The sequence below is a fragment of the Streptomyces sp. NPDC002730 genome (genome assembly GCF_042888805.1).
Lineage (GTDB): Bacteria > Actinomycetota > Actinomycetes > Streptomycetales > Streptomycetaceae > Streptomyces.
The window spans coordinates 296,774-323,692 of record NZ_JBIAQG010000006.1 but is presented as its reverse complement, the minus strand read 5'-3'; the positions used below and the strand labels follow the sequence as shown (position 1 = coordinate 323,692).

The 26,919-nt window shown below is 70.8% G+C and carries 24 protein-coding genes; 15 read left to right on the top strand and 9 right to left on the bottom strand.

What is annotated here, in order from left to right; translation table 11 throughout:
• Window positions 1-207: 207 nt before the first annotated feature.
• The gene (locus tag ACFYXH_RS17715; protein ID WP_385309344.1) at window positions 208-1,245 is read right to left on the bottom strand and encodes an ADP-ribosylglycohydrolase family protein; all 1,038 of its coding nucleotides are present in this window, start codon (window positions 1,243-1,245) and stop codon (window positions 208-210) included.
• Between the two features lie 291 nt (window positions 1,246-1,536).
• Here ACFYXH_RS17715 and ACFYXH_RS17710 point away from each other — a divergent pair, with 291 nt between their 5' ends.
• The 6 genes from ACFYXH_RS17710 (at window position 1,537) to ACFYXH_RS17685 (ending at window position 10,735) form a co-directional block, all read left to right on the top strand.
• On the top strand, window positions 1,537-2,265 hold the full coding sequence (locus ACFYXH_RS17710) for a VIT1/CCC1 transporter family protein (RefSeq protein WP_389563456.1): 729 nt from the start codon (window positions 1,537-1,539) through the stop codon (window positions 2,263-2,265).
• Window positions 2,266-2,693: 428 nt separating this feature from the next.
• The gene (gene gltB / locus ACFYXH_RS17705; RefSeq protein ID WP_389563454.1) at window positions 2,694-7,253 is read left to right on the top strand and encodes a glutamate synthase large subunit; all 4,560 of its coding nucleotides are present in this window, start codon (window positions 2,694-2,696) and stop codon (window positions 7,251-7,253) included.
• Window positions 7,246-8,706 carry a glutamate synthase subunit beta gene (locus tag ACFYXH_RS17700; protein ID WP_389563452.1) on the top strand — a complete coding sequence of 487 codons (1,461 nt, stop codon included), beginning with the start codon at window positions 7,246-7,248 and terminating at the stop codon, window positions 8,704-8,706. Before gltB ends, ACFYXH_RS17700 begins: the two co-directional genes overlap by 8 nt.
• A 229-nt stretch (window positions 8,707-8,935) precedes the next feature.
• A complete protein-coding gene (locus ACFYXH_RS17695) occupies window positions 8,936-9,655 on the top strand; it encodes a vWA domain-containing protein (RefSeq protein ID WP_389563450.1) in 720 nt (239 codons plus the stop codon).
• Window positions 9,652-10,257 (top strand): HutD family protein, encoded by a 606-nt coding sequence (locus tag ACFYXH_RS17690; RefSeq protein WP_389563448.1) that lies wholly within the window; start codon window positions 9,652-9,654, stop codon window positions 10,255-10,257. The genes ACFYXH_RS17695 and ACFYXH_RS17690 overlap by 4 nt, the downstream gene beginning before the upstream one ends.
• 4 nt (window positions 10,258-10,261) lie before the next feature.
• Window positions 10,262-10,735 carry a pyridoxamine 5'-phosphate oxidase family protein gene (locus ACFYXH_RS17685; RefSeq protein WP_389563446.1) on the top strand — a complete coding sequence of 158 codons (474 nt, stop codon included), beginning with the start codon at window positions 10,262-10,264 and terminating at the stop codon, window positions 10,733-10,735.
• Between the two features lie 9 nt (window positions 10,736-10,744).
• On the opposite strand, the gene ACFYXH_RS17680 is transcribed toward ACFYXH_RS17685, so the two are convergent.
• Together ACFYXH_RS17680 and ACFYXH_RS17675 are read right to left on the bottom strand one after the other, a co-directional pair.
• Window positions 10,745-12,013, bottom strand: a complete 1,269-nt coding sequence (locus ACFYXH_RS17680) for an acyl-CoA dehydrogenase family protein (protein ID WP_389563444.1) — start codon at window positions 12,011-12,013, stop codon at window positions 10,745-10,747.
• Window positions 12,013-13,251 carry an acyl-CoA dehydrogenase family protein gene (locus ACFYXH_RS17675; RefSeq protein WP_389563442.1) on the bottom strand — a complete coding sequence of 413 codons (1,239 nt, stop codon included), beginning with the start codon at window positions 13,249-13,251 and terminating at the stop codon, window positions 12,013-12,015. The genes ACFYXH_RS17680 and ACFYXH_RS17675 overlap by 1 nt, the downstream gene beginning before the upstream one ends.
• Window positions 13,252-13,297: 46 nt before the next feature.
• Between ACFYXH_RS17675 and ACFYXH_RS17670 the strand changes: the two genes are divergently transcribed.
• From ACFYXH_RS17670 to ACFYXH_RS17650, 5 genes are all read left to right on the top strand, one after another.
• The gene (locus ACFYXH_RS17670) at window positions 13,298-14,086 is read left to right on the top strand and encodes an SDR family oxidoreductase (RefSeq protein WP_389563440.1); all 789 of its coding nucleotides are present in this window, start codon (window positions 13,298-13,300) and stop codon (window positions 14,084-14,086) included.
• A gap of 15 nt (window positions 14,087-14,101) precedes the next feature.
• A complete protein-coding gene (locus tag ACFYXH_RS17665; protein WP_389563438.1) occupies window positions 14,102-14,719 on the top strand; it encodes a TetR/AcrR family transcriptional regulator in 618 nt (205 codons plus the stop codon).
• Between the two features lie 17 nt (window positions 14,720-14,736).
• The gene (locus ACFYXH_RS17660; RefSeq protein ID WP_389563436.1) at window positions 14,737-15,894 is read left to right on the top strand and encodes an acetyl-CoA C-acetyltransferase; all 1,158 of its coding nucleotides are present in this window, start codon (window positions 14,737-14,739) and stop codon (window positions 15,892-15,894) included.
• A 195-nt stretch (window positions 15,895-16,089) separates the two neighbouring features.
• Entirely contained in the window at window positions 16,090-16,293 is a 204-nt protein-coding gene (locus tag ACFYXH_RS17655) for a cold-shock protein (protein ID WP_003969786.1), read from the top strand.
• A 93-nt stretch (window positions 16,294-16,386) separates the two neighbouring features.
• Complete coding sequence (locus ACFYXH_RS17650) at window positions 16,387-17,970, top strand: DEAD/DEAH box helicase (RefSeq protein WP_389563434.1); 1,584 nt, start codon at window positions 16,387-16,389, stop codon at window positions 17,968-17,970.
• Between the two features lie 140 nt (window positions 17,971-18,110).
• On the opposite strand, the gene ACFYXH_RS17645 is transcribed toward ACFYXH_RS17650, so the two are convergent.
• From ACFYXH_RS17645 to ACFYXH_RS17630, 4 genes are read right to left on the bottom strand one after another with little or no spacing between them, the layout of a single operon-like run.
• Window positions 18,111-19,181: an NAD(P)H-dependent flavin oxidoreductase gene (locus tag ACFYXH_RS17645; protein WP_389563432.1), complete on the bottom strand. Its 1,071-nt coding sequence runs from the start codon at window positions 19,179-19,181 to the stop codon at window positions 18,111-18,113.
• Window positions 19,181-19,912: a CoA-transferase subunit beta gene (locus ACFYXH_RS17640; protein ID WP_389563431.1), complete on the bottom strand. Its 732-nt coding sequence runs from the start codon at window positions 19,910-19,912 to the stop codon at window positions 19,181-19,183. Before ACFYXH_RS17640 ends, ACFYXH_RS17645 begins: the two co-directional genes overlap by 1 nt.
• Window positions 19,909-20,760 carry a CoA transferase subunit A gene (locus tag ACFYXH_RS17635; protein ID WP_389563430.1) on the bottom strand — a complete coding sequence of 284 codons (852 nt, stop codon included), beginning with the start codon at window positions 20,758-20,760 and terminating at the stop codon, window positions 19,909-19,911. Before ACFYXH_RS17635 ends, ACFYXH_RS17640 begins: the two co-directional genes overlap by 4 nt.
• Window positions 20,757-21,521: an enoyl-CoA hydratase family protein gene (locus tag ACFYXH_RS17630; protein WP_389563428.1), complete on the bottom strand. Its 765-nt coding sequence runs from the start codon at window positions 21,519-21,521 to the stop codon at window positions 20,757-20,759. The genes ACFYXH_RS17635 and ACFYXH_RS17630 overlap by 4 nt, the downstream gene beginning before the upstream one ends.
• A gap of 56 nt (window positions 21,522-21,577) precedes the next feature.
• Here ACFYXH_RS17630 and ACFYXH_RS17625 point away from each other — a divergent pair, with 56 nt between their 5' ends.
• The 4 genes from ACFYXH_RS17625 to ACFYXH_RS17610 all read left to right on the top strand — a co-directional run bounded on the left by ACFYXH_RS17625 (window position 21,578) and on the right by ACFYXH_RS17610 (window position 24,182).
• On the top strand, window positions 21,578-22,330 hold the full coding sequence (locus tag ACFYXH_RS17625; RefSeq protein ID WP_389563426.1) for an SDR family oxidoreductase: 753 nt from the start codon (window positions 21,578-21,580) through the stop codon (window positions 22,328-22,330).
• A gap of 1 nt (window position 22,331) precedes the next feature.
• Window positions 22,332-23,222 carry an SDR family oxidoreductase gene (locus ACFYXH_RS17620; RefSeq protein ID WP_389563424.1) on the top strand — a complete coding sequence of 297 codons (891 nt, stop codon included), beginning with the start codon at window positions 22,332-22,334 and terminating at the stop codon, window positions 23,220-23,222.
• Between the two features lie 165 nt (window positions 23,223-23,387).
• Window positions 23,388-23,777 carry a ribonuclease gene (locus tag ACFYXH_RS17615; RefSeq protein WP_389563422.1) on the top strand — a complete coding sequence of 130 codons (390 nt, stop codon included), beginning with the start codon at window positions 23,388-23,390 and terminating at the stop codon, window positions 23,775-23,777.
• Window positions 23,778-23,795: 18 nt separating this feature from the next.
• A complete protein-coding gene (locus ACFYXH_RS17610; protein ID WP_389563420.1) occupies window positions 23,796-24,182 on the top strand; it encodes a barstar family protein in 387 nt (128 codons plus the stop codon).
• Between the two features lie 6 nt (window positions 24,183-24,188).
• On the opposite strand, the gene ACFYXH_RS17605 is transcribed toward ACFYXH_RS17610, so the two are convergent.
• Both ACFYXH_RS17605 and ACFYXH_RS17600 read right to left on the bottom strand, forming a co-directional pair.
• The gene (locus ACFYXH_RS17605) at window positions 24,189-25,775 is read right to left on the bottom strand and encodes an ankyrin repeat domain-containing protein (RefSeq protein WP_389563419.1); all 1,587 of its coding nucleotides are present in this window, start codon (window positions 25,773-25,775) and stop codon (window positions 24,189-24,191) included.
• A gap of 23 nt (window positions 25,776-25,798) precedes the next feature.
• Complete coding sequence (locus ACFYXH_RS17600; RefSeq protein WP_389563417.1) at window positions 25,799-26,698, bottom strand: hypothetical protein; 900 nt, start codon at window positions 26,696-26,698, stop codon at window positions 25,799-25,801.
• Between the last annotated feature and the right edge of the window lie 221 nt (window positions 26,699-26,919).

Below are 26,919 nucleotides of genomic sequence, written 5' to 3'. Positions count from 1 at the left end.
ACCGCCCTGCTGGATTCGGGGCTACGCGTGAGCCCGGGCGCCTGTCGGGCGCGAGGTCCCGCAGTCCTCCGGGGCTCGGTGCTTCGCGCGAGGGCCGGGGGCTGTCGAGGCCTCCGGGGCTCTGCGCTTCGGGCCTGGCCCGTGTGGGCTCCCGGCGGCTCGTCGCGGGTTGGCCTTCAGGCCCGGCCGCCGCCTGGTGCTCGGGCGTCATGACGCCGCCTGCGGGTCGTCGTCCGGGGTCAGGAGTTCCGCGATGTCCAGCACGTGGTAGCCGCTCATCGACGGGAGGCAGCTCCCGCGGACCGGGCCGATCACCGAGGACCATTCGGCGGGGATCGCCGTGGCGCCCGACACCGCTCCCGCCAGCGCGCCCGCCACCGCCGCCGTCGTGTCCGCGTCGCGGCCCATGTTGACCGCCGTCAGGACCGACGTACGGAAGTCTCCGCGGGCCGCCGCGAACGCGCCGAACGCCAGGCCCACCGCCTCCGGGGCCAGGTCCGTCCACGGGTAGCCGCCGATGACGACCGCCGAGCGAACCGCCCGTTCCTTGGAGAGCGCGTCCGCGTAGGTGTGCTGGGCCGCGACGACCGCGCGGCGCAGCGAGCGGGCCGTCCAGGAGTCCATGGGGACCACGGACAGGGCCGCGCCGATCACCCCGGCCGGACCCGCTCCCGCCATCGCCGCGGCCACGCCCGCCGCCACCGCCTGGCCGCCGTAGATACCCTCGCCGTCATGGCTGACGCTGCCGTCGATCGCGACCAGCCGCGCCGCCTCCGCCGGGTGGCCCGCCGCGAAGACGCCGAACGGTGCCGCGCGCATCGCCAGGCCGTCGCTCCAGGCGTGCCGGTGCTGCGCCGAGATGGGGGCGGCGAGCCCGCGCCGCAGGTTCTCGAGCGTGCCGCGTTCGCTGAACCCCGCGCCCCGGAACGGGCCCTCGTCGAGGTCCGCGATCCATTGGTGCCACGCCTTCTCCACATGGGCCACGGTCAGGGCCGAGCCGTGCCGGGCGAGGAGGAGGCCGGAGAAGATGGCGTACTCCGTGTCGTCCGTGCCCGCCGGATGCTCGCTCACAAAGCCCTCGATACGGCCCCACCGGCGGCGGATCTCGGACGGCCGCATGTTCTCGGCGGGAGCGCCGAGCGCGTCGCCCACCGCGAGACCGAGCATTGCGCCGCAGGCCCGCTCGCGGATATCGGCGGAGGAGGGGCCGGCCGGATCAGCGGGATTGCATGCAATCAACTCCATGGGGCGGGCCCCTTTCGCGCGCACCGAGCCTGTTCCTCCATCTGTGCCACATGTGACGCGCGAGGAGTCTGAGAAACGTGTCTGTCACCCGGACCGCCCTCCGGCTCCGGAACCGGACCGCCCTCCGGCTCCGGCACCGGACGGCCCTCCGGCTCCGGCACCGGACCGTCTCCCGCCCGGCGGCCAGGTAAGTACGGCCTGCCTTGCTGGCGGACCCCTTACATCGTGCGTATTTTCGAGGGTGAAGGGGGAGCGGGACCACCGGGCCCGCTGCAGGAAAAGGGGAGAACTGTGTCCATCATCGAAACCGAAGCGACGCTCCACGAAGCGCACCGCGACAATCACACGCACCGTGATGTGAACGGCGGCTGGCTGCGCCCCGCGGTCTTCGGCGCGATGGACGGACTCGTCTCCAACCTGGCGCTGATGACCGGTGTCGCGGGTGGCTCGGTCTCCCACCAGACCATCGTCATCACCGGCCTGGCCGGCCTCGCGGCGGGCGCCTTCTCCATGGCGGCCGGCGAGTACACCTCCGTCGCCTCCCAGCGCGAGCTCGTACAGGCCGAACTGGACGTCGAGCGGCGGGAGTTGCGCAAGCACCCCATCGACGAGATGGAGGAGCTGGCGGCGCTGTACGTCGCGCGCGGCGTGGAGCCCTCGCTCGCCCGTGAGGTGGCGATGCAGCTCTCCAGGGACCCCGAGCAGGCGCTGGAGATCCATGCCCGCGAGGAGCTCGGCATCGACCCGGACGACCTGCCGTCGCCGACCGTCGCCGCGATCTCGTCCTTCGGTTCGTTCGCGCTGGGCGCGCTGCTGCCCGTACTGCCGTATCTGCTCGGCGCGACCGCTCTGTGGCCGGCGGTGCTGCTGGCGCTCGTCGGACTCTTCGCCTGCGGTGCGCTCGTCGCCCGCGTGACGGCGCGCAGCTGGTGGTACAGCGGGCTGCGTCAGCTGGTCCTCGGTGGCGCGGCGGCGGCCCTCACCTACGGGCTCGGAGCGCTGTTCGGCGCCGCGGTCTGACACCTTCCGGCAGTCACCCCGCCCCCTCCTCCGACACCTGCGCACCGGCCCCTCGCCAGGGGCCGGTGGGCAGTCGAATGCGCACCGGTCCCGCAAGTTGTGACGTACGTCCTCTCTGCGGATCCGCCGAGGAGTGAGACACTATGCGAGGCGCTACATAGGTAGCCGTTTACTCGACGGTTTCGAGTCCTTAACCACCGGGCATGAGCCGTACACACTGCGGGCAATGAGGCCTGCTCTGCGACGGGCTTGCGGACAACGATCTGTCCGACTTGACCCACCTCCACCGCTTCGCGCGGTGTCCGCATGCTGGAACCAGCTATCCACTTTTCGAGAAGCACTCCATCATGTAATCTGCACGAAATTTCGCGGAGGGCCAACGTCGTCCCTCGGTAGCTGTATTTGCCACGACGACGACGGGAGAGCCGATGCGTTCCGACGCCTGGTCGCCCATGGACGGTCGCCCCACCCCCCAGGGGATGTACGACCCCCGTAACGAACACGACGCATGCGGCGTCGGGTTTGTGGCCACCCTCACCGGTGTTCCCAGCTATGAGCTGGTCGAGCAGGCGCTGACCGTACTGCGGAATCTGGAGCACCGCGGTGCCACCGGCTCCGAGCCCGACTCGGGTGACGGCGCCGGCATTCTGCTTCAGGTCCCGGATGCCTTCCTGCGCGAGGTCAGCGGTTTCGACCTTCCCGAGGCCGGTGCGTACGCCGTCGGAATCGCCTTCCTGCCGGCCGACGACAGCACCAACGCCGTCTCACACATTGAGACGATCGCCGCCGAGGAAGGCCTGAACGTCCTCGGCTGGCGCGAGGTCCCGGTCACCCCGGATCTGCTCGGCAGCGGCGCCCGCGCCACCATGCCGGCCTTCTCGCAGCTCTTCGTCTCGGACGGTACGAGCACGGGTATCGCGCTGGACCGCAAGGCCTTCGTGCTGCGCAAGCGCGCCGAGCGTGAGGCCGGGGTCTACTTCCCGTCGCTCTCCGCCCGCACGATCGTCTACAAGGGCATGCTGACCACCGGCCAGCTGGAGCCCTTCTTCCCGGACCTCTCCGACCGGCGCTTCGCCACGGCCGTCGCGCTCGTCCACTCGCGGTTCTCCACGAACACCTTCCCGAGCTGGCCGCTGGCCCACCCGTACCGCTTCGTCGCGCACAACGGCGAGATCAACACGGTCAAGGGCAACCGCAACTGGATGCGCGCCCGCGAGTCGCAGCTCGTGTCCGACCTCTTCGGAGCCGAGAAGCTGGAGCGGATCTTCCCGGTCTGTACGCCGGACGCCTCCGACTCCGCCTCCTTCGACGAGGTCCTCGAGCTCCTCCACCTCGGTGGCCGCTCGCTGCCGCACTCCGTGCTGATGATGGTCCCCGAGGCGTGGGAGAACCACGACTCCATGGACCCGGCCCGGCGCGCCTTCTACCAGTACCACTCCACGATGATGGAGCCCTGGGACGGCCCGGCCTGCGTCACCTTCACCGACGGCACCCAGGTCGGCGCGGTCCTCGACCGCAACGGTCTGCGACCCGGTCGCTACTGGGTGACCGACGACGGACTCGTCGTCCTCTCCTCCGAGGTCGGCGTCCTCGACATCGACCCCGCGAAGGTGGTCCGCAAGGGCCGCCTCCAGCCCGGCAGGATGTTCCTCGTCGACACCGCCGAGCACCGCATCATCGAGGACGACGAGATCAAGTCCTCCCTCGCCGCCGAGCAGCCGTACCAGGAGTGGCTGGAAGCCGGCGAGATCGAGCTCGAGGACCTTCCCGAGCGCGAGCACATCGTCCACACCCACGCCTCGGTCACTCGCCGCCAGCAGACCTTCGGGTACACCGAGGAGGAGCTGCGCGTCATCCTCGCGCCGATGGCCCGTACCGCCGGTGAGCCGCTCGGCTCCATGGGCACGGACTCGCCGATCGCGGCCCTGTCCCAGCGCCCCCGGCTGCTCTTCGACTACTTCACCCAGCTCTTCGCGCAGGTCACCAACCCGCCGCTGGACGCCATCCGCGAGGAGCTCGTCACCTCGCTGCGCTCCTCGCTCGGCCCGCAGGGCAACATCCTGGAGCCGACCGCCGCGACCTGCCGCAGCGTCACCCTGCCCTTCCCGGTGATCGACAACGACGAGCTGGCCAAGCTCATCCACATCAACGCCGACGGCGACATGCCGGGCATGACCGCCGCGACGCTCTCCGGTCTCTACCGGGTCAGCGGCGGCGGTGACGCCCTCGCCGCCCGTCTCGAGGAGATCTGCGCCGAGGTCGACGCGGCCATAGAGGACGGCGCCCGACTGATCGTCCTCTCCGACCGGCACTCGGACGCCGAGCACGCGCCGATCCCGTCGCTGCTGCTCACCTCCGCCGTGCACCACCACCTCATCCGCACCAAGCAGCGCACACAGGTCGGTCTGCTGGTCGAGGCCGGCGATGTCCGCGAGGTGCACCATGTCGCGCTCCTCATCGGCTACGGCGCCGCCGCCGTCAACCCGTACCTGGCGATGGAGTCCGTCGAGGACCTGGTCAGCGCCGGTACGTTCATCCAGGGCCTGGAGCCCGAGCAGGCCATCCGCAACCTCATCTACGCCCTCGGCAAGGGCGTCCTGAAGGTCATGTCCAAGATGGGCATCTCGACGGTCGCCTCCTACCGCGGCGCGCAGGTCTTCGAGGCCGTCGGTCTCGAAGACGCCTTCGTGGAGAAGTACTTCAACGGCACCGCCACGAAGATCGGCGGAGCCGGTCTCGCGGTCGTCGCCAAGGAGGTCGCCGCCCGGCACGCCAAGGCCTACCCCGCCTCCGGCATCTCCGCCACGCACCGTGCGCTGGAGATCGGGGGCGAGTACCAGTGGCGCCGCGAGGGCGAGCCGCACCTCTTCGACCCGGAGACGGTCTTCCGGCTGCAGCACGCCACGCGCTCGCGCAGCTACGACATCTTCAAGAAGTACACGGACCGGGTCAACGAGCAGTCCGAGCGCCTGATGACGCTGCGCGGTCTGTTCGGCTTCCGGTCCGACCGGGAAGCGATCTCCATCGACGAGGTCGAGCCGGTCTCCGAGATCGTCAAGCGCTTCTCCACCGGCGCCATGTCGTACGGCTCCATCTCCCGCGAGGCGCACGAGACCCTCGCCATCGCCATGAACCGGCTGGGTGGCAAGTCCAACACCGGTGAGGGCGGCGAGGACGCGGACCGGCTGTACGACCCGGAGCGCCGTTCCTCCATCAAGCAGGTCGCCTCCGGCCGCTTCGGTGTGACGAGCGAGTACCTGGTCAACGCGGACGACATCCAGATCAAGATGGCGCAGGGCGCGAAGCCCGGCGAGGGCGGCCAGCTGCCCGGCCACAAGGTCTACCCCTGGGTCGCCAAGACCCGGCACTCCACCCCGGGTGTCGGTCTGATCTCGCCGCCGCCGCACCACGACATCTACTCCATCGAGGATCTGGCTCAGCTGATCCACGACCTCAAGAACGCCAACCCGGCCGCGCGTATCCACGTGAAGCTGGTCTCCGAGGTCGGTGTCGGCACGGTGGCCGCGGGTGTCTCCAAGGCGCACGCGGACGTCGTCCTCATCTCCGGCCACGACGGCGGTACCGGCGCCTCGCCGCTCACCTCGCTGAAGCACGCGGGCGGCCCGTGGGAGCTCGGCCTCGCCGAGACCCAGCAGACCCTGCTGCTCAACGGCCTGCGCGACCGCATCGTCGTACAGACCGACGGCCAGCTGAAGACCGGCCGCGATGTCGTCATCGCCGCGCTGCTGGGCGCCGAGGAGTTCGGTTTCGCGACCGCGCCCCTCGTCGTCTCCGGCTGCGTCATGATGCGCGTCTGCCACCTGGACACCTGCCCGGTCGGCATCGCCACGCAGAACCCGGTGCTGCGCGACCGGTTCGCCGGCAAGGCCGAACACGTCGTCAACTTCTTCGAGTTCATCGCCGAGGAGGTCCGCGAGCTCCTCGCCGAGCTGGGCTTCCGTACGATCGAAGAGGCCGTCGGCCACGCCGAGCTGCTGGACACCGAGCGGGCCGTGGACCACTGGAAGGCGCAGGGCCTCAACCTCGAGCCCCTCTTCTACGTCCCCGAGCTGCCGGACGGCGCCGTACGCCACCAGCTGGTCGAGCAGGACCACGGTCTGGAGAAGGCGCTCGACAACGAGCTGATCGAGCTCGCCGCCGAGGCTTTGAACGCCGCCTCCGCCGAGGACGCCCAGCCGGTGCGTGCGCAGGTCGCGATCCGCAACATCAACCGCACCGTCGGCACGATGCTCGGCCACGAGGTGACCAGGAAGTTCGGCGGTGCGGGCCTGCCCGACGACACCATCGACATCACCTTCACCGGATCGGCCGGCCAGTCCTTCGGCGCGTTCGTGCCGCGCGGTGTGACGCTGCGGCTGGAGGGCGACGCCAACGACTACGTCGGCAAGGGCCTCTCCGGCGGCCGCATCATCGTCCGCCCGGACCGGGGCGCCGACCACCTCGCCGAGTACTCCACCATCGCGGGCAACACCATCGCCTACGGTGCGACCGGCGGCGAGCTGTTCCTGCGCGGCCGGACCGGCGAGCGGTTCTGCGTCCGAAACTCCGGTGCCACGGTCGTCTCGGAGGGCGTGGGCGACCACGGCTGCGAGTACATGACCGGCGGTCACGCGGTGGTGCTCGGCGAGACCGGACGTAACTTCGCGGCCGGTATGTCCGGCGGCGTCGCGTATGTCATCGACCTCGACCGCGACAACGTCAACGTGGGGAACCTCGGCGCTGTCGAGGCCCTCGACGACTCCGACAAGCAGTGGCTGCACGATGTCGTGCGCCGCCACCAGGAGGAGACGGGCTCGACCGTCGCGTCGAAGCTGCTGGCCGAGTGGTCCATTGCGGTGGACCGCTTCAGCAAGATCATCCCGACCACGTACAAGGCAGTGCTCGCCGCCAAGGACGCCGCTGAGCTCGCCGGTCTCTCCGAGCAGGAGACCACCGAGAAGATGATGGAGGCGGCGACCAATGGCTGACCCCAAGGGCTTCCTGTCCACCGGCCGAGAGGTCGCCGAGACCCGCCCCGTCGCGGATCGCGTCAAGGACTGGAACGAGGTCTACGTTCCCGGTTCGCTGCTGCCGATCATCAGCAAGCAGGCCGGGCGCTGCATGGACTGCGGCATTCCGTTCTGCCACAACGGCTGTCCGCTGGGGAACCTCATCCCCGAGTGGAACGACTACGCGTACCGCGAGGACTGGTCGGCGGCGAGCGAGCGGCTGCACGCGACCAACAACTTCCCGGAGTTCACCGGGCGGCTGTGCCCGGCGCCCTGCGAGTCGGCCTGCGTCCTCGGCATCAACCAGCCGGCCGTCACCATCAAGAACGTCGAAGTCTCGATCATCGACAAGGCGTGGGACACCGGCGACGTCAAGCCGCAGCCGCCGGAGCGTCTGTCCGGCAAGACGGTCGCGGTCATCGGCTCGGGCCCGGCGGGCCTCGCCGCCGCCCAGCAGCTGACCCGGGCGGGTCACACGGTCGCCGTCTACGAGCGCGCGGACCGCATCGGAGGCCTTCTCCGGTACGGCATCCCCGAGTTCAAGATGGAGAAGGTGCACATCAACCGCCGTATCGAGCAGATGCGCGCGGAGGGCACCAAGTTCCGCACCGAGATCGAGATCGGCCGTGACATCGACGCGGCGAAGCTGCGCAAGCGGTACGACGCGGTGGTCATCGCGGCCGGCGCGACTGTCTCGCGCGACCTGCCGGTCCCGGGCCGTGAGCTGAACGGCATCCACTTCGCCATGGAGTACCTGCCGCTCGCCAACAAGGTGCAGGAGGGCGACTTCGTCGCTCCTCCGATCACCGCGGAGGGCAAGCACGTCGTGGTCATCGGCGGCGGTGACACGGGCGCGGACTGTGTCGGTACGGCCCACCGTCAGGGCGCGGCCTCCGTCACGCAGCTGGAAATCATGCCGCGACCGGGCGAGGACCGTCCGGCAGGTCAGCCGTGGCCGACCTTCCCGATGCTCTACAAGGTCACGTCGGCGCACGAGGAGGGCGGCGAGCGGGTCTACTCCGTCTCCACCACCCACTTCGAGGGCGACGAGGACGGCAACGTCCAGTTCCTGCACCTCGTGGAGGTGGAGTTCAAGGGCGGCAAGCTGGAGCAGAAGCCGGGCACGGAGCGGAAGATCCCGGCGCAGCTGGTCACGCTGGCGATGGGCTTCACGGGCACGGACCAGGAGAACGGTCTGGTCCAGCAGTTCGGCCTGGCGCTGGACGAGCGCGGCAACATCGCGCGGGACGCGGACTACGCGACCAACGTGGGCGGCGTGTACGTCGCCGGTGACGCGGGCCGCGGCCAGTCGCTGATCGTGTGGGCGATCGCCGAGGGCCGCTCGGCGGCGCGCGGTGTGGACCGCTTCCTGACCGGTGCCAGTGAGCTGCCGGCTCCGATCCGCCCGACGGATCGTTCGCTGATGGTCTGATCACCGCTTCAGCCCCTCATACGGTCCCGTACAACGGCGTACGGAACTCAACGCGGCGCCTGCCCTGTCCCCGACCGGACACTGGGTGGGCGCCGCGGCACGTTCAGCCGGGGGCGGCATACGGGACGAAGTCGCCCCATGCGGCGGGGCACGCTGCCGAGCGCGAAGGGTCCCCGTACGGGTGACGTAACCTCAACTCTCCCGTCCCGGTGAATGAACGGAGCCCCGCATGGCGGCCATCAGTCTCCGCAAGATCGAGGAGACCGCGCCCGCGCTCGTCAGCCTCTACAAGAGCGCCGGTGTCTCCTTGGAGAAGCACCGGTTGAACGAGGAGCGCGCCGCCGTCTATCTGGTGCTCGACTACTCCGGCTCCATGAAGGACTACTACAAGGACGGCAGCGTGCAGGCCCTGGCCGACCGGGTGCTCGGCCTGTCCGCCCATCTCGACGACGACGGCCGGGTGCCCGTCGTCTTCTTCTCGACGGACGTCGACGCAGTCACGGACATCGCCCTGGACAACCACCACGGGCGGGTCGACCGGATCGTGGCGGGCCTCGGGCACATGGGCAAGACGAGCTACCACCTGGCCATGGACGCTGTCATCGACCACTACCTCGACAGCGGCTCGACCGCGCCCGCGCTCGTCGTCTTCCAGACGGACGGCGGTCCGATCAGCAAGCACGCCGCGGAACGCTATCTGTGCAAGGCGGCGAAGCTCCCGCTGTTCTGGCAGTTCATCGGCTTCGGCAACAAGCGCAGCTCGCAGTTCGACTTCCTGCACAAGCTCGACGAGCTGGCCGTACCCGCCAGGCGGGCCGTCGACAACGCCGGCTTCTTCCACGCCGGACTCGATCCGCGCCAGGTCCCCGACGCCGAGCTGTACGACCGGCTGGTCGCCGAGTTCCCGCTCTGGCTGGCGGCGGCGCGTGCGCAGGGCATCGTGCGATGACGGTACGGGTGCTGCGCGCGGCCGACCGTACGGCCGTGCCCTGGAAGAACGGCGGCGGCGTCACCCGCGAGATCGCCGCCTCGCCCGAAGGCGCGCCCCTGGACGCCTTCCACTGGCGGATCAGCCTCGCGGACGTCGGCGCGGACGGACCGTTCTCCGCGTTCCCGGACGTGGACCGGACCCTGACCGTGGTCGAGGGCGCGGGGATGGACCTCACGGTCGGCGGGAAGCGCATGCTCGCGGACGAGCGGTACCGGCCCTACGACTTCCCCGGCGATGCGGAGACCGACGGCCGGCTGCTCGCCGGGCCCGTCGTCAACTTCAACGTCATGCGCCGCAGGAGCCGTACGGCGTGCCTGACCTCGGTGGTACGGGGAGGACTGCTGGTCCTGGTCCCGTCCGGCTCGACGGTGGTGATCGTCGCGCTGGACGGGACGACGGTCCTCGAGGAGGCGCGCGTGACGCTCGGGCAGTACGACGCCGCGGTGCTGGACGCCTCGCCCGGCTCGCTGCACACGGAGGGGCACGCGGCGGTCCTCACACTGTCCGAGCCACGCACAGAGAATCCCGACAGAAGATGTCGGGGTTTCGCGGTTCGATAGCGTCATGACATCAAGCACATGGGCAGATTTCCGGGCGGCGGAGCCGGACTTCGCCGAGACCGTTCAGCGGCGGTTCCAGCAGTACAAGCACCATGTCCTGGCCACCCTCCGCAAGGACGGATCCCCGCGGGTGACCGGACTCGAAGTGGACTTCCGCTTCGGCGAGCTGTGGCTCGGCATGATGCCGAACTCCCGCAAGGCGCAGGACCTCCAGCGCGATCCGCGCTTCGCGGTACAGGCGAATCCCGGCCCCGACGACTCCATGGCGGGCGGCGACGTCCGGATCGGCGGGCGTGCGGTGGAGGTGACGGATCCTGAGGTGATCGGGCGATTCGTGGCTGAGGTCAAGCCGCCGGAGCCGTTCCATCTGTTCCGGGTCGAGCTGGGCGAGGTGGTGCAGACGTCCGTCGACGGAGACGAGCTGGTCGTACGGTCCTGGCGGCCGGGCGGAGCCGTACGCACCGTCCGGCGTCGCTGAGACCTCCGCTCATGCCGCCAGCACCCGCGCCCGGCACTGGGCGGGGGTGCCCCAGGCATCCCGCAGCGGTCGTGCCTTGCGCAGCCAGAGCGAAAGGTCGAGCTCATCGGTGTAACCGACCGCGCCGTGCAGCTGCAGAGCGGCGCGGGCGGCGGCGTACGCGGCCTCGCCCGCGGAGGCCTTGGCCGCGGCGATATCGGCAGCAGCCATCGAGAGGGCGGCTCCGTAGAGGAGCGGCCGGGCGAATTCGAGACCGATCAGAGTGTCGGCCAGCCGGTGCTTGACCGCCTGGAAGGAGCCGATGGCCGCGCCGAACTGATGGCGCCGCTTGGCATGGGCAACGGTCCGGTCGAGCAGCGCGAGCCCGACGCCGAGGGCCTGCGCGGCGGTGGTCAAGGCGGCGACATCCGCCGCATACGCGGCGGCGGCAGCCACGTGGGGCCCTTCGGCAAGAACCTCGCCCCCGGCGCCGGGCCTCGCCAGCCGCCGCGCGGGGTCGGCGGACGTGTGTACGGGGCCGTGCCCGGGGGCGATGAGCAGCTGCGCGTACGGAGAGCCGTCTGTCGCGTCCGCGCGGGGGGTGGCCTGCCCGGGGCGGGCGCTCATGCCCGTACTGGCACGGTCACCTGTACCGGCACCGACGGCGGCTGTCGCGTCCGCGCGGGGGGTGGCCTGCCAGGGGGCGGTGCCACTGCCCCTGTCGGCGCGGTCACCCGCACCGGTGCCCGCGGCGGCGGCTGGCTTCGCGCCTGTGCGGGCCGTCGCCCGGCCGGGGACGGTCGCCGTGTCGCGGAACACGCCCGACGGGTCCGCCGCGTCCCCTCCCGACACCACCAAAGTCACCGCCGCCGCGTCCGCGTCCAGCGCGTACGGACCGCACCCCGTCAGCGGCAGCGTCATCGCCAGCGTCGCCGTCGACTCACCCGTCGCCAGCCCCGGCAGCAGCCGCTTCGCCGGTGACGCGTCGCCGTGCTCGGCCAGATGCGTCAGCAGCGCCGCCGTCGCGACCGTCTCGACCACCGGGCCCGGCACCGCGTGGCGGCCCAACTCCACGAAGGCAACCGCCAGTTCCACCGGTAGCAGCCCCACGCCCTCGTACGCCTCCGGGGCCGCAAGCGCGAAGACCCCCGCCTCCGCGAGGCGCGACCACAGCGCCCGGCCCGGGGCGTGGTCGCCCGCCGACCACGCCCGTACCGCCGACGGTGTGTCCGCGGCGGTCAGCATCGCGTCCAGCGAGCGCGCGAACGCCTGTTGCTCATCGGTGAGCAGAAAACGCATCAGCGGCGGCCCTTCGGGAGGCCGAGCAGACGCTCGGCGATGATGTCGCGCTGGATCTCGTTCGTACCGGCATAGATGGGGCCCGCCAGCGAGAAGACATAGCCCTCGGACCAGTCGGAGTCGGCGAACTCCCCCTCCGCGCCCAGCAGATCGAGCGCGGTCTCGTGCAGCGCGATGTCGTACTCGGACCAGAAGACCTTGTTCAGGCTGGACTCGGCGCCGATGCTCTCGCCCGCCGCGAAGCGCGACGCGTTGGCGTAGGTGAAAAGCTGATAGGCACGCGCGCCGATCACCGCGTCCGCCACCCGGTCGCGCAGCGCGGTGTCGTGGCCTTCCGGCCGGCCGGCCGACGCGCGCCACTGCCGTACGAGACGCTCCGCCGCAGCCAGGAAACGGCCGGGCGATCTCAGGGTCAGCCCCCGTTCGTTGCCGGTCGTGGACATCGCGATCCGCCAGCCCTGGCCCGGCTCGCCGATCACGTCCTCGTCGGGGACGAAGACATCGTCGAGGAAGAGCTCGGCGAAGGCGGGCTTGCCGTCGAGCCTGCCGATCGGCCGGACCGTCACACCCGGCGCCGACAGGTCGAACATCAGATACGTCAGACCCTGATGCGGCCGCGGCGCCTCCGGACCGGCGAACCGCGCCTCCGGACCGGCGAACCGCGCCTCCGGACCGGCGACCCGCGCCTCCGGACCGGCGACCCGCGCGCCCGAACCGGTGCGGAAGATGCCGAACGCGCGGTCGGCGAAGGCGGCCCGCGAGGACCAGGTTTTCTGGCCGCTGAGCAGCCAGCCGCCGTCCGTCCGTACGGCCCGCGACGTCAGCGACGCGAGGTCCGAGCCGGACTCCGGCTCGGACCAGGCCTGTGCCCAGACGACCTCGCCGCTCGCCATCGCGGGCAGCACCCGGGCGCGCTGCTCGTCGGTGGCGTGGTCGAAGAGCGTCGGGGCGAGGAGGTTGATGCCGTTCTGCGAGACCCGTCCCGGCGCGCCCGCCGCGTAGTACTCCTCCTCGAAGGCCAGCCAGCCGAAGATGTCGACGCCCCGCCCGCCGTACTCCCGCGGCCAGGAGACGACCGACCAGCGGTCCGCGTACAGCCGCGCCTCCCACGCGCGGTGGGCCGCGAAGCCCTCCTCGGTCTCCAGGGAGGGGAGGGGCTCGGCGGGCACGTTCGCGGCGAGCCAGGCGCGGGCCTCGGCCCGGAGGGCTTCCTCGTCGGCGGAGCGGTCCAGGTCCATTCGCGCATCCTTCCCTAACAAGTGTTTGGTAGGTTAACGTGCCGCTGTGACGAACAACAGGGCGCAGTACGTACCCGGTCATGGCCTTCTGAAGGGCCGTACCGCCGTCATCACCGCCGCGGCCGGAGCCGGGATCGGCGGAGCGACCGCCCGCAAATTCCTGGAGGAGGGCGCGCGCATCCTCATCAGCGACGCGCACGCCCGCCGCCTGAAGGAGTCGGAGGAGGCACTCGCCGAGGAGTTCGGCGCGGCGGCCGTGACCTCACTGCCCTGCGACGTCACCGACGAGGCCCGGGTCCAGGCGCTGTTCGACACGGTCGTACGGCAGCACGGCGGCCTCGACATCGTCGTCAACAACGCCGGCCTGGGCGGCACCGCGGCCCTCGTCGACATGAGCGACGACCAGTGGGGCAAGGTCCTCGACGTCACCCTGAACGGCACCTTCCGCTGCACCCGCGCCGCCCTGCGCTCCTTCAGGACAACCGGACGCGGCGGAGTGATCGTCAACAACTCCTCCGTTGTCGGCTGGCGCGCCCAGGCCGGTCAGGCCCACTACGCCGCCGCCAAGGCCGGAGTCATGGCGCTCACCCGGTGCGCGGCGGTCGAGGCGGCCGAGTACGGCGTACGCGTCAATGCCGTCGCCCCCAGCCTCGCCATGCACCCGCACCTGGTGAAGGTCACCTCGGCCGAACTGCTGACAGAGCTGACCGCCAAGGAGGCCTTCGGGCGGTACGCCGAACCCTGGGAGATCGCCAACGCCATCGTCTTCCTCGCCAGCGGCTACTCCTCGTATCTCACCGGCGAGGTCGTCTCCATCAGCAGCCAGCATGCGTAGGACGAGAATGGTCCCGTGCCGACCAACAGCAAGAAGAAGAACCAGGTGAGCGCCACGCCCGAGCGCCGCCGCGAGCTCCTCGACACCGCCGCCGAGGTGTTCGCCGCGCAGGGTTACAACGCCACCACCGTCCGCAACATCGCGGACCAGGCCGGAATGCTCGCCGGCAGCCTCTACTACCACTTCGATTCCAAGGAATCGATGCTCGACGAGATCCTCTCCACCTTCCTGGACGAGCTCTGGCAGGGCTACGACGCCGTGCTCGCCGCCGGGCTCGGGCCCAGGGAGACCATCGAGGCGCTCGTCACCGAGTCCTTCCGGGAGATCGACCGGCACCGCGCCGCCGTCGCCATCTACCAGAAGGAGTCCAGGCATCTGGCGGCTCAGCCGCGCTTCCACTACCTCACTGACTCGCAGCAGAAGTTCGAGAAGGCGTGGCTGGGGACGCTGGAGCGCGGGGTTGCGGGCCAGGTCTTCCGCGCCGACCTGGACATTCGCCTCACGTACCGGTTCGTCCGCGACACGGTGTGGGTCGCGGCGTCCTGGTATCGGCCGGGCGGGCAGCACAGCCCGGAGGAGATCGCCCGTCAGTACCTGTCGATGGTGCTGGACGGTATCGCCGTACGCAGCTGACCGATCGAGGAGCCGTCATGGCCGAGGCATACATAGTCGAAGCGGTACGCACGCCGGTGGGCAGGCGCGGAGGGGGACTGGCCGGTGTCCACCCGGCCGACCTCGGCGCGCATGTCCTCAAGGCCCTGGTCGCACGGACCGGTGTGGACCCCGCGGCGGTCGAGGACGTCGTCTTCGGCTGCCTGGACACGGTGGGCCCGCAGGCCGGCGACATCGCCCGTACGGCATGGCTCGCGGCAGGTCTGCCCGAGGAGGTGCCGGGCGTGACGGTCGACCGGCAGTGCGGCTCCTCGCAGCAGGCGGTCCACTTCGCCGCACAGGGAGTGCTCTCCGGCACCCAGGACCTGGTGGTCGCCGGCGGCACCCAGAACATGACGCAGATCCCTATCGCCTTCGCGTCCCGGCAGGCGGCCGAACCGCTCGGGCTGACAGCGGGCCCCTTCGCGGGCAGCGAGGGCTGGCGTGCCCGCTACGGCGACCTGCCGGTCAACCAGTTCCACGGCGCGCAGCTGATCGCCGAGAAGTGGGGGATCTCGCGGCGCGACATGGAGGAGTTCGCGCTCCGTTCCCACCGGCGGGCGGTCCGCGCCGCCGACGAGGGCCGCTTCGAACGGGAGCTGGTGGCGTACGGCGAGGTCACGGCGGACGAAGGGCCGCGCCGCGACACAACGCTGGAGAAGATGGCGGGCCTGAAGCCTGTCCAGGAGGGCGGCACCATCACGGCGGCCTGCTCCTCCCAGGTCTCGGACGGAGCGGCGGCGATGCTGATCGCGAGCGAACGGGCCGTCGCCGAGCACGGCCTTGTGCCGCGCGCCCGTATCCACCACCTCTCGGTACGCGGCGAGGACCCGATCCGGATGCTGTCGGCCCCGATCCCGGCGACGGCGTACGCGCTGAAGAAGACCGGCATGTCGATCGGCGACATCGACCTGGTCGAGATCAACGAGGCCTTCGCGCCCGTGGTGCTCGCCTGGCTGAAGGAGACCGGCGCGGACCCGGACAAGGTCAATGTGAACGGCGGAGCGATCGCGCTGGGGCATCCGCTGGGCGCGACGGGCGTGAAGCTGATGACGACGCTGCTGCATGAACTCGAGCGCACCGGTGGGCGATACGGACTGCAGACGATGTGTGAAGGCGGAGGTCAGGCGAACGTGACGATCATCGAGCGGCTGTGATCACGGGCCTTTTCCGTCGGGTCGTGCTACGGTAGCGGCGTTGCAGTTTTGGTACCCATGAACTTCGTGTGCGCCTGACGGGAATGCTTCCTCAGGCGCACATTTTGTTTCCGGTTCTCCGGATGGGGCTCAATGCAGCGACGGGAAACTCACGAGGTGTGAGTTTCCGGCTTGCCCCTGTTTTAGGAGAATGACATGGCTACTGGAACCGTGAAGTGGTTCAACTCGGAAAAGGGCTTCGGCTTCATTGAGCAGGACGGCGGCGGCGCCGACGTCTTCGCCCACTACTCGAACATCGCCACCTCGGGCTTCCGTGAGCTCCAGGAAGGCCAGAAGGTTTCCTTCGACGTCACGCAGGGCCAGAAGGGCCCGCAGGCGGAGAACATCGTCCCGGCCTAATATCCGGACGCGAACCTCGCAGCCGGGGCCCGCACCGTCAAGGTGCGGGCCCCGGCTTGTGCTGTCTCACATGCCCAGGAGGGCAATATCCGCATGACTCGCTCCGAACGCCCGGCCCGCCCGACCCGAAAGCGCCCGGTCAATTCCCGCGCCCAGGGCCCTGCGAAGGGCTCCGGCAAGGCTCCCGCCCGCAAGGTGGCGGCCCCGCAGGAATTCACGCTGCCGGAATCCACCACCCCCGCGCTGCCTGTCGTCGAGGCGTTCGACGAGCTGGACATGCCGGCCGCCCTGCTGAAGACCCTCGTGGCCCAGGGCGTGACCGAGCCCTTCCCGATCCAGGCCGCCACGCTGCCGAACTCTCTCGCCGGCCGCGACATCCTCGGCCGCGGGCGCACCGGCTCGGGCAAGACCCTGGCCTTCGGGCTTGCGCTGCTCGCCCGCACCGCGGGCCGGCGGGCCGAGCCGCGGGCACCGCTCGCGCTCGTTCTCGTACCGACCCGTGAGCTGGCGCAGCAGGTCACCGACGCACTCTCGCCGTACGCGACCTCGGTGCAGCTGCGGCTGGCCACGGTCGTCGGCGGTCTGTCGATAAGCAAGCAGGCGGGCACGTTGCGGCGCGGCGCCGAGGTGCTCGTGGCCACGCCCGGGCGGCTCAAGGACCTCATAGAGCGCGGCGACTGCGCGCTCGACCGGGTGTCGATCACCGTCCTCGACGAGGCCGACCAGATGGCCGACATGGGCTTCATGCCGCAGGTCACGGCGCTGCTCAAGCAGGTCGAGCCGGACGGTCAGCGGATGCTCTTCTCGGCGACGCTGGACAAGAACATCGACCGGCTCGTACGGATGTTCCTGACCGACCCCGTTGTGCACTCCGTCGACCCGTCCGCGGGCGCGGTCACCACGATGGAGCACCATGTGCTGCACGTCGCGGACGAGACCGACAAGAAGGCCGTGGCCACGCGTATCGCGGCCCGTGACGGCCGGGTGATCCTCTTCGTGGACACCAAGCGCGCGGCGGACCGTTTCGCCAAGCGGCTGCTGTCCAGCGGCGTACGGGCGGCGGCGCTGCACGGCGGCCGTTCGCAGCCGCAGCGCAACCGCACCCTCGACCAGTTCAAGAACGGGCAGGTCACCGCGCTGGTCGCCACCAATGTGGCGGCCCGCGGCATCCATGTCGACGATCTCGACCTGGTCGTGAACGTCGACCCGCCCGTCGACCACAAGGACTATCTGCACCGAGGCGGCCGCACCGCCCGGGCCGGAGAGTCCGGCAGCGTCGTGACGCTGGTGCTGCCCGAGCAGCGCCGCGAGATGACCCGTCTGATGTCGGACGCGGGCATCAACCCGCGCACGGCCAGGGTCAAGTCCAGCGACGAGGAGCTCAGCCGCATCACCGGGGCGCGCGAGCCCTCCGGTGTCGCCATCACCATCGAGGTGCCGCAGCCGGTCGTGCAGCAGCAGCGGCCGCAGCGGCGTCGTGCGCAGGTTCCGGGCCAGGGGGGCCGGTCCGCGCAGGGCGGTGGCAGTGGCAGTGGCGGTGGCAGTGGCAGCGGCCGCAGCCGCGGCCGGCGTGGTGGACAGGGCGGGCAGGGCGCTCAGGGCGGACAGGGCGGACAGGCTCGTCAGGGCGGTCGTCCGGCGCGGGGCGGTCAGGGCGGTCGCCGCACCGCGGCGTAGCGCCGCCGGTCGTGTCGGGGCCCCGTCCCGGGCCCCGGGCCTCAATCGCCGGCGGGGCTGGGATGTCCGGGAAACCCAGCCCGTCCGGCGATTGAGGACACGGCCGAAGGCCGTACGGGGGGCTGGGGGCTTGCCCCCAGTCACGGGAAGGGGCGGGGTGGGGGAGCAGCCCGCGGCAGCGCGTCGAGTACCCGCGCCGCCTCGGTCATCACACGGGCGATCAGCTCCTCGCAGCTCGGAAGGTCCTCGATCAGCCCCGCCACCTGCCCCGATGCCATCACGCCGAGGTCCGTGCGGCCGTCGACCATCGAAGCCTTCAGCAGCATCGGGGTGTTGGCGGCCAGCAGGACCTGGCTCCAGCTCAGCTCCCTGCCGTGCTTCATCGCCAGACCGTCGCGGATCATGTGTGACCAGGACAGACCCGAGAGCTTCTTGAAGCCGGCGGCACGGCGTACGGCCTGCGCCAGCGCTCTTGTACGGCCTGCCCGCTCGAGCGAGTCGACCAGCTCCGTACGGAGCATGCGGTGCGGGAGCCCGTCGACGGCCGTGGTCACCGTGATGTCCTTGACGGTCGCCTCGAGGTAGCGGGCCTTGACCGCGTCCGGCACCGTCGAGTCCGAGGTGAGCAGGAAGCGGGTGCCCATGGCGACGCCCGCCGCTCCGTAGGCGAGCGCCGCGACCAGTCCCCGCCCGTCGTGGAAGCCGCCCGCCGCGATCACCGGAATATCGACCGCGTCGACAACTTGCGGCAGCAGCACGGTCGTTGCGACATCGCCGGTATGGCCGCCGCCCTCACCGCCCTGGACGATCACCGCGTCCGCGCCCCAGGCCGCCACCTTCTCCGCGTGCCGGCGGGCCCCGATGGACGGGATCACGACCACGCCCGCGTCCTTCAGCTCGGCGATCAGCTCGCGGGACGGCGCGAGAGCGAAGGAAGCGACTTTCACGCCCTCGTCGATGATGATCCGTACCCGGTCGCGGGCATCCCCGGCGTCGGCGCGGAGATTGACCCCGAAGGGCGCGTCCGTACGGGACATGACCTCGCGGACGGCCTGGCGCAGCTGGTCGGTGGTCATCGTCGCGGAGGCGAGGATGCCGAGTGCGCCGGCGTTGGCGGTGGCGGAGACCAGGCGAGGCCCTGCGACCCAGCCCATGCCGGTCTGCACGATGGGATGCCGGACACCGGTGAGTCCGGTGAGGGCCGTCTCCACTATGCCGGGACCTCGCGCTCGCGCGTGCCCTTCGGGTCGATCACCTCGCGGATCAGCCGCAGCTCCGCAGCGGTGGGCTCGCGGGTGCAGGGGACGTCGGCGGGGATCGTGAGCGCGAAACCGGTCGCCTGCTGGACCTGCTCGACCGTGACACCCGGGTGCAGGGACGCGAGCCGCATCGAGCGGTCGGGGGTCGCGAAGTCGAAGACGCCCAGATTGGAGACGACGCGCGGGATGCGGTGGTAGCGGGCCGCGGACGGGCCCGCGGCGGCCGCGTTGTCGTAACCGACGCCGCTGACCATGTCGACGCGCTCGACGAAGACGCGGGCGGAGTGCCTGGGCACCCAGTAACTGACCGGATTGTTGAGGGTGTTGACGGGTGCCCCGCGTACGCCGAGCAGCTGGCGGGCGGGCCGCTCCCAGTCGCCGATGCAGGAGATGTTCTGGTTGCCGAAGCGGTCGATCTGGCTCGCGCCCATCATGACGTGCCGCTTTCCGCCGGTGACCATGGCCAGGTGCCGGCGGTACGGCAGCCAGCCCTCCGTCGCGCCGTCGAGGTCGACGAGCATCGCCTCGCCGTCCGTGAGAAGGAGATCGGGGGAGAAGGTGCGCTTGGCCAGCCGGGCGCCGAAGGAGGAGACGGGGGCCATGGTGGCGGCCAGTACTTCGCCGTTCTCCCGCCAGGCCTCGGCGCAGGCGACGACGCAGTACTCGGAACGGCTGACGGTCACTGCTGCTCCTTGTGCCAGGTCCGGACGGCGGACTGGTAGTCACGCTCGGTCGTGCCGGAGAGGAAACGCTCGGCGAACTCCGGCCAGGGGGTGGACGCGTACAGCTTCTGGAAGGCCTCGTCGCGGTCGTAGTCGGGGTCGCAGGAGGTGAAGTGCGCGCCGTTCGGTGTCTCGACCACGCCGGTGACCGAGTGACGTCCGACCAGCAGGGTCTGCGGTGCGGCGTCCTTGGTGAGCTCGGCGGTCTCCACGAGCTGCTCGCAGCAGACGTACGCGGAGTCGGCGGCCTCGCAGAACAGATCGTCGAAGTACGGATCGGGGCCCAGATACTGGCCGTTGCCGAGCCGGTCGGCGCGGTTGAGGTGGACGAGCGCCGCGTCCATCCGCAGGGCCGGTACGGCGACGAATTCCTCGCCGTCCTCGTACGGTGAAGTGACCGTCCGCAGCCCGGGGTTGACCCGCATGACGTCGGATCCGATACCGGCCCGGACCGGGAGGAACGGCAGCCGGTTGGCGGCCGCGTGCAGCCCCCACATGAACATCGCCTCGTCGATCTCGGTGAGCGCGAAGCCGCCGCGCTCGCGGGCGGCGCGGAAATGCGGTTCGAGCGGGATCGAGTCGAGGGTGACGAACGCCGTGACGAGTCTGCGGATCCGGCCGGCGGCGGCGAGGAGGCCGATGTCGGGGCCGCCGTAGGACACGACGGTGAGATCAGTGATCTCGGTACGGAGCAGTGCCCGCACCAGCGCCATCGGCTTGCGGCGCGAGCCCCAGCCGCCGATGCCGATCGTCATTCCGCTGCGGAACCCGGACACCGCCTCGTCGGGCGTCATGGTCTTGTCGGTCACGCTCGGTCCTCCTCGCCGAAGGTGTCCTTGCCGAAGGTGTCGCGGACGCGGTCGGCGACACCGCTGAGGTTGGCCTCGAAGGTGAAGCCCTGCTCGAAGCGGTAGCTGCGGCGTACGTCGACGGGGTCGATGCCGTTGATGGCGGCCTTGGCCAGCCGGATCAGACAACCGTCCTTCCGGGCGATCTCCCGCGCCAACTCCAGGGCCGCGGCCGCAAGTTCCTCGCGCGGGACGACCTTCCAGACCGATCCGTGGGCGTGCAGCTCCCGCGCGGTCGCGGTGCGCGAGGTGTAGTAGAGGGCGCGCATCAGATGCTGGGGGACGAGACGGGCGAGATGGGTGGCCGCGCCGAGCGCGCCCCGGTCCAGCTCCGGCAGGCCGAAGGTGGCGTCGTCGGAGGCGACGATCGCGTCCGCGTTGCCGACAAGGCCGATACCGCCGCCCAGGCAGAAGCCGTTCACCGCCGCGACGACCGGCACCTCGCACTCGTAGACGGCGGCGAAGGCCTCGTAACAGCCGCGGTTGGCGCCGACGAGCGCGGTGTGTCCGGTGTCGCGCTGCATCTCCTTGATGTCGACGCCCGCGTTGAAGCCGCGGCCCGCGGCGGCCAGGACGACACAGCGGATCCCGGGGTCGCGGCCTGCCGCGCGGAGGGCGTCGGCGAGGTCGTACCAGCCGTGTACGGGAAGGGCGTTGACGGGTGGGAAGTCGGCCGTGACGACACAGATGCCCTTCTCGGGGCGTGCGGTGGAGACACCCATGAGCGGATCAGCTACCTTTCCACCAAACATTTGTTAGGTGAGGAAGGTAGCAGCCGATGGAGCTGGACGGGAGGGTCGCCGTCGTCACCGGCGGCACGCGGGGCGTGGGCGCGGGCATCGCGCGGGCCTTCCTGCGGGCGGGCGCCGAGGTGGTGGTCTGTGCGCGCAGACCACCGGAAGTCCCCGTCGCCGGAGCCGAGTTCGTACCGGTCGATCTGCGCGATCCCGCCGCGGTGGGGGAGTTCTTCGACTCGGTCGTGGCGCGGCACGGCCGGCTCGACGCTCTCGTCAACAACGCGGGCGGGACACCGTACCGGCTGCTCGGCGAAGGCGACGCGGCCCGCCATGCCCGCGTGGTCGAGCTCAATCTCACCGCGCCACTGACCGCCTCGCTCGCGGCGTACGGACCTCTCAAGGCGGCCCGCGGATCGATCGTGATGATCGGCAGCGTCAGCGGCGGCCGGCCGTCCCCGGGCACGGCGGCGTACGGGGCGGCGAAGGCGGGACTGGAGAACCTGGCCCGGTCCATGGCAGTGGAGTGGGCGCCCGAGGTACGCGTGAACACGCTCGTCCTCGGGATGGTGCGTACCGAACTGTCCCATCTGCACTACGGGGACGAGGAGGGCGTCGCGGCGGTCGGCCGCACCGTGCCGCTGGGGCGGCTGGCCGAGCCGTCGGAGGTCGGTGACGCGGCCGTCTTCCTCGCCTCGGAGCGGGCGGCGTATGTGAGCGGAGCCTCGCTGCTGGTGCACGGGGGCGGGGAGCGCCCCGCCTTCCTCGATGCCGCAACTGTCAACAAGGAGACGTGAGATGACTGGGACAACCGGAATCTGCGAAGGACGCGTCGTCATCGTCACGGGTGCCGGGCGCGGTCTCGGACGGGCCCATGCGCTCGCCTTCGCCGCCGAGGGGGCGAAGGTCGTCGTCAACGACCTCGGCGTCGGACCGGACGGGGCGGGCTCCTCCGCCGGCCCGGCCCAGCAGGTCGTCGACGGGATCACGGCGGCGGGTGGTGCCGCGGTGGCGCACGGCGGCGACATCGCCACGACCGACGGTGCCGCTTCTCTCGTCGCCGCCGCGCTGGAGACGTACGGCCGCCTCGACACCCTCGTCAACAACGCCGGGTTTCTGCGCGACCGGATGCTCGTCAACCTCGAGGAGGACGACTGGGACGCCGTCATGCGGGTGCATGTGAAGGGCCACTTCCTGCCGCTCAAGCATGCCGCCGCGCACTGGCGTTCCGAGGCCAAGGCGGGTCGGCCGGTGGCGGCCCGGGTGGTCAACACCACTTCCGGAGCGGGGCTGTTGGGTAGTGTCGGCCAGGGCAACTACGCGGCCGCCAAGGCCGGGATCATCGGCCTGACGCTGGTCGCCTCGGCGGAGATGGGCCGGTACGGAGTCCAGGTCAACGCCATCGCGCCGGCGGCCCGTACCCGTATGACCGAGGAGACCTTCGCCGGCCTCTCCGCCCTGCCCGAGGATGTCTCGCCGCTCGTCGTCTGGCTCGGCTCCGCCGCCAGTACGGGTGTGACCGGCCGGGTCTTCGAGGCCGAGGCGGGCCGTATCACTGTCATGGAGGGCTGGCGGCCGGGCCCCACCGCGGACAAGGGAACGCGCTGGACTCCGTCCGAAGCGGGCGAGGCCGCGCTGAAGCTGCTGGCGGACGCCGAGACTCCGCAACCGGTCTACGGGGCTCGGTGATGGTGCGGGCAGGAGCGGTGACGATGCCGCCGGCCCGGGAAGCATCGCCGCCACGCACCAGGTCCTTCACAGCCCCGGAGTCCTGAGTACACCCAGGTTAACTTGTAGAAAACTCAAGGACGTTGGGGTTGACGCGTTCATGTCTACGCGCGTCATGATGTCGGTATGCGAATCCCCCCACGTATCGCCACTCTCGGCGGCATCGCCGCCCTCGCCTCCACCCTCCTCATCGGCGGACAGGCCACAGCCACCCCCACGACCATGGCCACGGTCGGTGACATCTGCTACTCCGACCTCCCCTCCCAGGCGCACGACACGCTCGACCTGATCGAGTCCGACGGGCCGTTCCCGTACCCCCAGGACGGCACCGTCTTCTCGAACCGCGAAGGCGTCCTGCCGTCACACTCGTCCGGCTACTACCACGAGTACACCGTCAAGACGCCGGGCTCCTCCACTCGCGGCGCCCGCCGTATCGTCACGGGCAACGCGGCCCAGGAGGACTACTACACCGCCGACCACTACGCCTCGTTCGACCTCGTCGACTACGGCTGCTGAGCCGGTATCCTCCGCCCCGTGACGAAGACCTATGTGATCGACGGGGCGGAGGTCACCGGCCTGGAGAGCTTCTGGCGGGTGATCGGCGAAGCCGTGAACGGGAACGGCGGATACTTCGGTCGCAACCTGGACGCCTTCGCCGACTGCCTCAGCGGCGGCTTCGGCACGCCGGACGACGGCGACTTCGTCATCGAGTGGCGCGACCACGAACTCTCCCGCCGGGCGCTCGGGCGGGACGAAACCGTACGCCAGCTGCGGCTGCGGCTGGAGCGCGGCCATCCGCTCAACAGGGCCTCCATCCAGGCGGAGTTGGACGAGGCGGAGGCCGGTCGTGGCGCGACCGTCTTCGACTGGCTGGCGCAGATCATCGAGGAGCGGGTACCCGGCGGGCTACGGCTGCGCTGAACCGGGTCAGCGGCAGCGCGGTGACGTCTGTTCCAGCCGACGCCTGAGCGGTACGTCCTGCAGATGCCGCACCGCGTCCACCGCCGTGTCCCGGGCATACCCGTCCGGATCCTCGTCCGCGAGAATCCTGGCCAACGCCGCAGCCGCACGCGGATCCTGACGCATCGCCAGCCCCCGGGCCGCCTCCGCAGCCGTGTCCGCGTCCGGGTCGTTGAGCCGTGCCGCCAGCGCCTCGCGGATCTCGTGCGTATCGGCCTCAACGCCCGCCAGCGCCATCGTCGCCCAGTCCCTGACATGGGTGTCCGCGTCCCGGCTCAGCGCGATCACCGCCTCGATGCCCTCCGCATGGCCGCCCGGAATCAGCCCGCACAGCGCCAGCGCCACCCGGTGGCGCACCTCCGCGTCCGGATGCCAGGCATGCCGCAGGATCTCGGGCAGCGCGGCCGGATCCCCGTGGTGCCCGAGACCGAGGACGACCGCCTGGATCAGCTCAGGATCCCGCGCCTCCCGGGACAGCTCGCGCAGCAGCGGCAACGCCCGCGCGGCGAACGGCCGCCGCGGGCCGGACCCGTCGGGCCGGGCGTCCGCATCCCGCCCGGCGGCCCCGTCCCGCCCGGCGTCCTCATCCGGCCCCGGACCCACGAACCCCAGTTGCGCCAGCACATCCGCCGCGAACGCCTGCCGCAACGGATCGTCGCTCGCGCACCACGCGGCCGCCGCCTGGAAGGTTTCCTCGTCTCCCCGGCTCCACAGCGCCGTCACCGACTCGACCCAGTCGTCCTGATCGGGATCCCCGCAGCGCAGGGCCCGTTCGGCCAGCTCCGCATACGGAGTCAGGATCCCCAGCTCGCCTTCCAGCAGCGTCGCGATCGCACCGTGGCCGGTCTGCTGCTCAGTGCCGGCCAGCGACCCGCCGTCCCGCAGCAGCTCGACGACGACGGTCACCCCGCCGTCCTCCTCGACCCGGCGCGCGAAGATCTCGTACTCCTCGCCGTCCCGCACCCCGTACGCCCGCAGCAGTCCCTCCCGCAGCTCCCGCTCCACATCCCGTACGAGCCACTGCCTGGCCTCCGCCAGCGCCGCCTCCGTCGCGCCGGCGCCGTGCCGCAGCAGGGCCCGCACCGTCGAAGGAGAGCCGCGCCGGGCGGCGAGCACCAGCGGCGGCTCGCCGCTCGGGCCCGGCAGATCGGGGTCGGCGCCGTACTCCAGCAGCACCTCCACCGTCCCGGCGTGCCCCTGCCCCACCGCCCAGACCATGGCCGTGAAGCCGTACGCCTCCGGAAGATCGGGCCTGGCGCCCGCGGCGAGCAGCGCCCGTACCACCTCGGTGTGTCCGCCGACCGCGGCCCCGCACAGCGGCAGGTCCCCGGCCTCGGGGCCGCCCGCGCGCTCGGGCGCGGCTCCCGCGGCCAGCAGCAGCCGCACGATGCCCACCTCGTCGCTCACCGCCGCCAGATAGAGCGGCGTCTGCCCGTCCTCGTCGGTCACATCGGCGGGGGTCCCGGCCCTCAGCAGCCCTACGACAGCGTCTTCCGCGCCGCCGTGCACCGCCTCGAACAGTTCGCGGGCGCCCGCTGTCGGCTCTTTCGTCATGGTTCGACACTACGGAAGATCGGTCAGGTGTCGCATTCCAGAATCGTGCGGCACAGCCCGCAGCGGACCCGCGCCCGTCCCCGCACGGGAACCCGGATGCGCTGATGGCAGGTGGGGCACGAGAAGGAGACGAGCAGCCCGTCCGGCCCGCGCTCGAAGGCATACGCGGACGATGCGGCAGCCGCGTGGGCGGGGCCCGGGTGCTCCCGGGCGTGGCGCCGGTCCTTGGCGTAGCGATGGCGGCCCGTCCAGCCCGCGGTCGTGAGCGGCGGCTGCTGTGCGTCGCGCAGTGCCTGGGCGCGGCCCTTGGTGTAGGCGGTGTATCCCTGCGGGCTGGTGAACCAGGGGGAGGGGTCCTCGTCGAAGGCGATCGCCCGCTTGGCGAGGACGTAGCCGAACTCCTCCGGGGTGAGGTAGCCGAGCTTCTGGCTGGAGACGCTGTCCTCCCGGAACGCGTCGAGGAGCAGCCAGCCCGCGCCGAGATACGTGGTCGCGGTGTCGGTGAGGATCTCGTTGTCGCGGGTGCCGGGGAAGGACAGGTCGATCCGGTGCAGCAGCACATGCATGATCTCGTGGGCGAGAGCCGCGCCGATGTCCCTGCGATGAGTGCGGAAGCGGTCGTTGAGCTCGATGAAGTACTCCGGTCCCGCGGCCAGTTCGACGCTCGCGGCATGGTGCATCTCGCGGAAACTCACAATCATCCGGGCGTCCGGCAGCCGCAGATGCTGGACCAGGGCGCGGGCGACGCGCTGCGCGCCGAGATGCAGATCGTCCTGGTCGGAAAAGGCCACATCGGCCGGGAGGACGCTCGGGGCGTAGGAGAGCACGGTCTCCCGCGAGAGGCGTCTGTAGAGCGCGGTGATGGCCGCCCGCACGGTGTCGAGGTGCGGAAAGCCGTGTACGACCTCGTTGCCGTTCGCCACCACTGCCCGTACCCCCCATGCACGACGGTCGGCCCAATTCAACTGTACGGGGAGGCGAGGTCGAATCCTCGCTGGTGACATGGCCGAAAACTGCTCCTTGTGGCGTGGTGATCCACTCTCCATAATCCGGATCACGCTTGTCCGGCCCATGACAGCGCGCGCGATGCTGAGGTGGACTCCGGCGCAGGCGTAAATCTCAACCCCCCACGAAAGGCAGTCCG

Excerpts from the sequence above, each read along its gene's own strand:
- ACFYXH_RS17675 (WP_389563442.1), bottom strand. The coding sequence starts at position 13,251 with ATGGACCTGGACCGCTCCGCCGACGAGGAAGCCCTCCGGGCCGAGGCC.
- ACFYXH_RS17690 (WP_389563448.1), top strand. The coding sequence starts at position 9,652 with ATGACGGTACGGGTGCTGCGCGCGGCCGACCGTACGGCCGTGCCCTGG.
- ACFYXH_RS17630 (WP_389563428.1), bottom strand. The coding sequence starts at position 21,521 with ATGGGTGTCTCCACCGCACGCCCCGAGAAGGGCATCTGTGTCGTCACG.
- ACFYXH_RS17660 (WP_389563436.1), top strand. The coding sequence starts at position 14,737 with ATGGCCGAGGCATACATAGTCGAAGCGGTACGCACGCCGGTGGGCAGG.
- ACFYXH_RS17700 (WP_389563452.1), top strand. The coding sequence starts at position 7,246 with ATGGCTGACCCCAAGGGCTTCCTGTCCACCGGCCGAGAGGTCGCCGAG.
- ACFYXH_RS17615 (WP_389563422.1), top strand. The coding sequence starts at position 23,388 with ATGCGAATCCCCCCACGTATCGCCACTCTCGGCGGCATCGCCGCCCTC.
- ACFYXH_RS17685 (WP_389563446.1), top strand. The coding sequence starts at position 10,262 with ATGACATCAAGCACATGGGCAGATTTCCGGGCGGCGGAGCCGGACTTC.
- ACFYXH_RS17680 (WP_389563444.1), bottom strand. The coding sequence starts at position 12,013 with ATGCGTTTTCTGCTCACCGATGAGCAACAGGCGTTCGCGCGCTCGCTG.
- ACFYXH_RS17625 (WP_389563426.1), top strand. The coding sequence starts at position 21,578 with ATGGAGCTGGACGGGAGGGTCGCCGTCGTCACCGGCGGCACGCGGGGC.
- ACFYXH_RS17715 (WP_385309344.1), bottom strand. The coding sequence starts at position 1,245 with ATGGAGTTGATTGCATGCAATCCCGCTGATCCGGCCGGCCCCTCCTCC.
- ACFYXH_RS17620 (WP_389563424.1), top strand. The coding sequence starts at position 22,332 with ATGACTGGGACAACCGGAATCTGCGAAGGACGCGTCGTCATCGTCACG.
- ACFYXH_RS17650 (WP_389563434.1), top strand. The coding sequence starts at position 16,387 with ATGACTCGCTCCGAACGCCCGGCCCGCCCGACCCGAAAGCGCCCGGTC.
- gltB (WP_389563454.1), top strand. The coding sequence starts at position 2,694 with ATGCGTTCCGACGCCTGGTCGCCCATGGACGGTCGCCCCACCCCCCAG.
- ACFYXH_RS17605 (WP_389563419.1), bottom strand. The coding sequence starts at position 25,775 with ATGACGAAAGAGCCGACAGCGGGCGCCCGCGAACTGTTCGAGGCGGTG.
- ACFYXH_RS17695 (WP_389563450.1), top strand. The coding sequence starts at position 8,936 with ATGGCGGCCATCAGTCTCCGCAAGATCGAGGAGACCGCGCCCGCGCTC.
- ACFYXH_RS17655 (WP_003969786.1), top strand. The coding sequence starts at position 16,090 with ATGGCTACTGGAACCGTGAAGTGGTTCAACTCGGAAAAGGGCTTCGGC.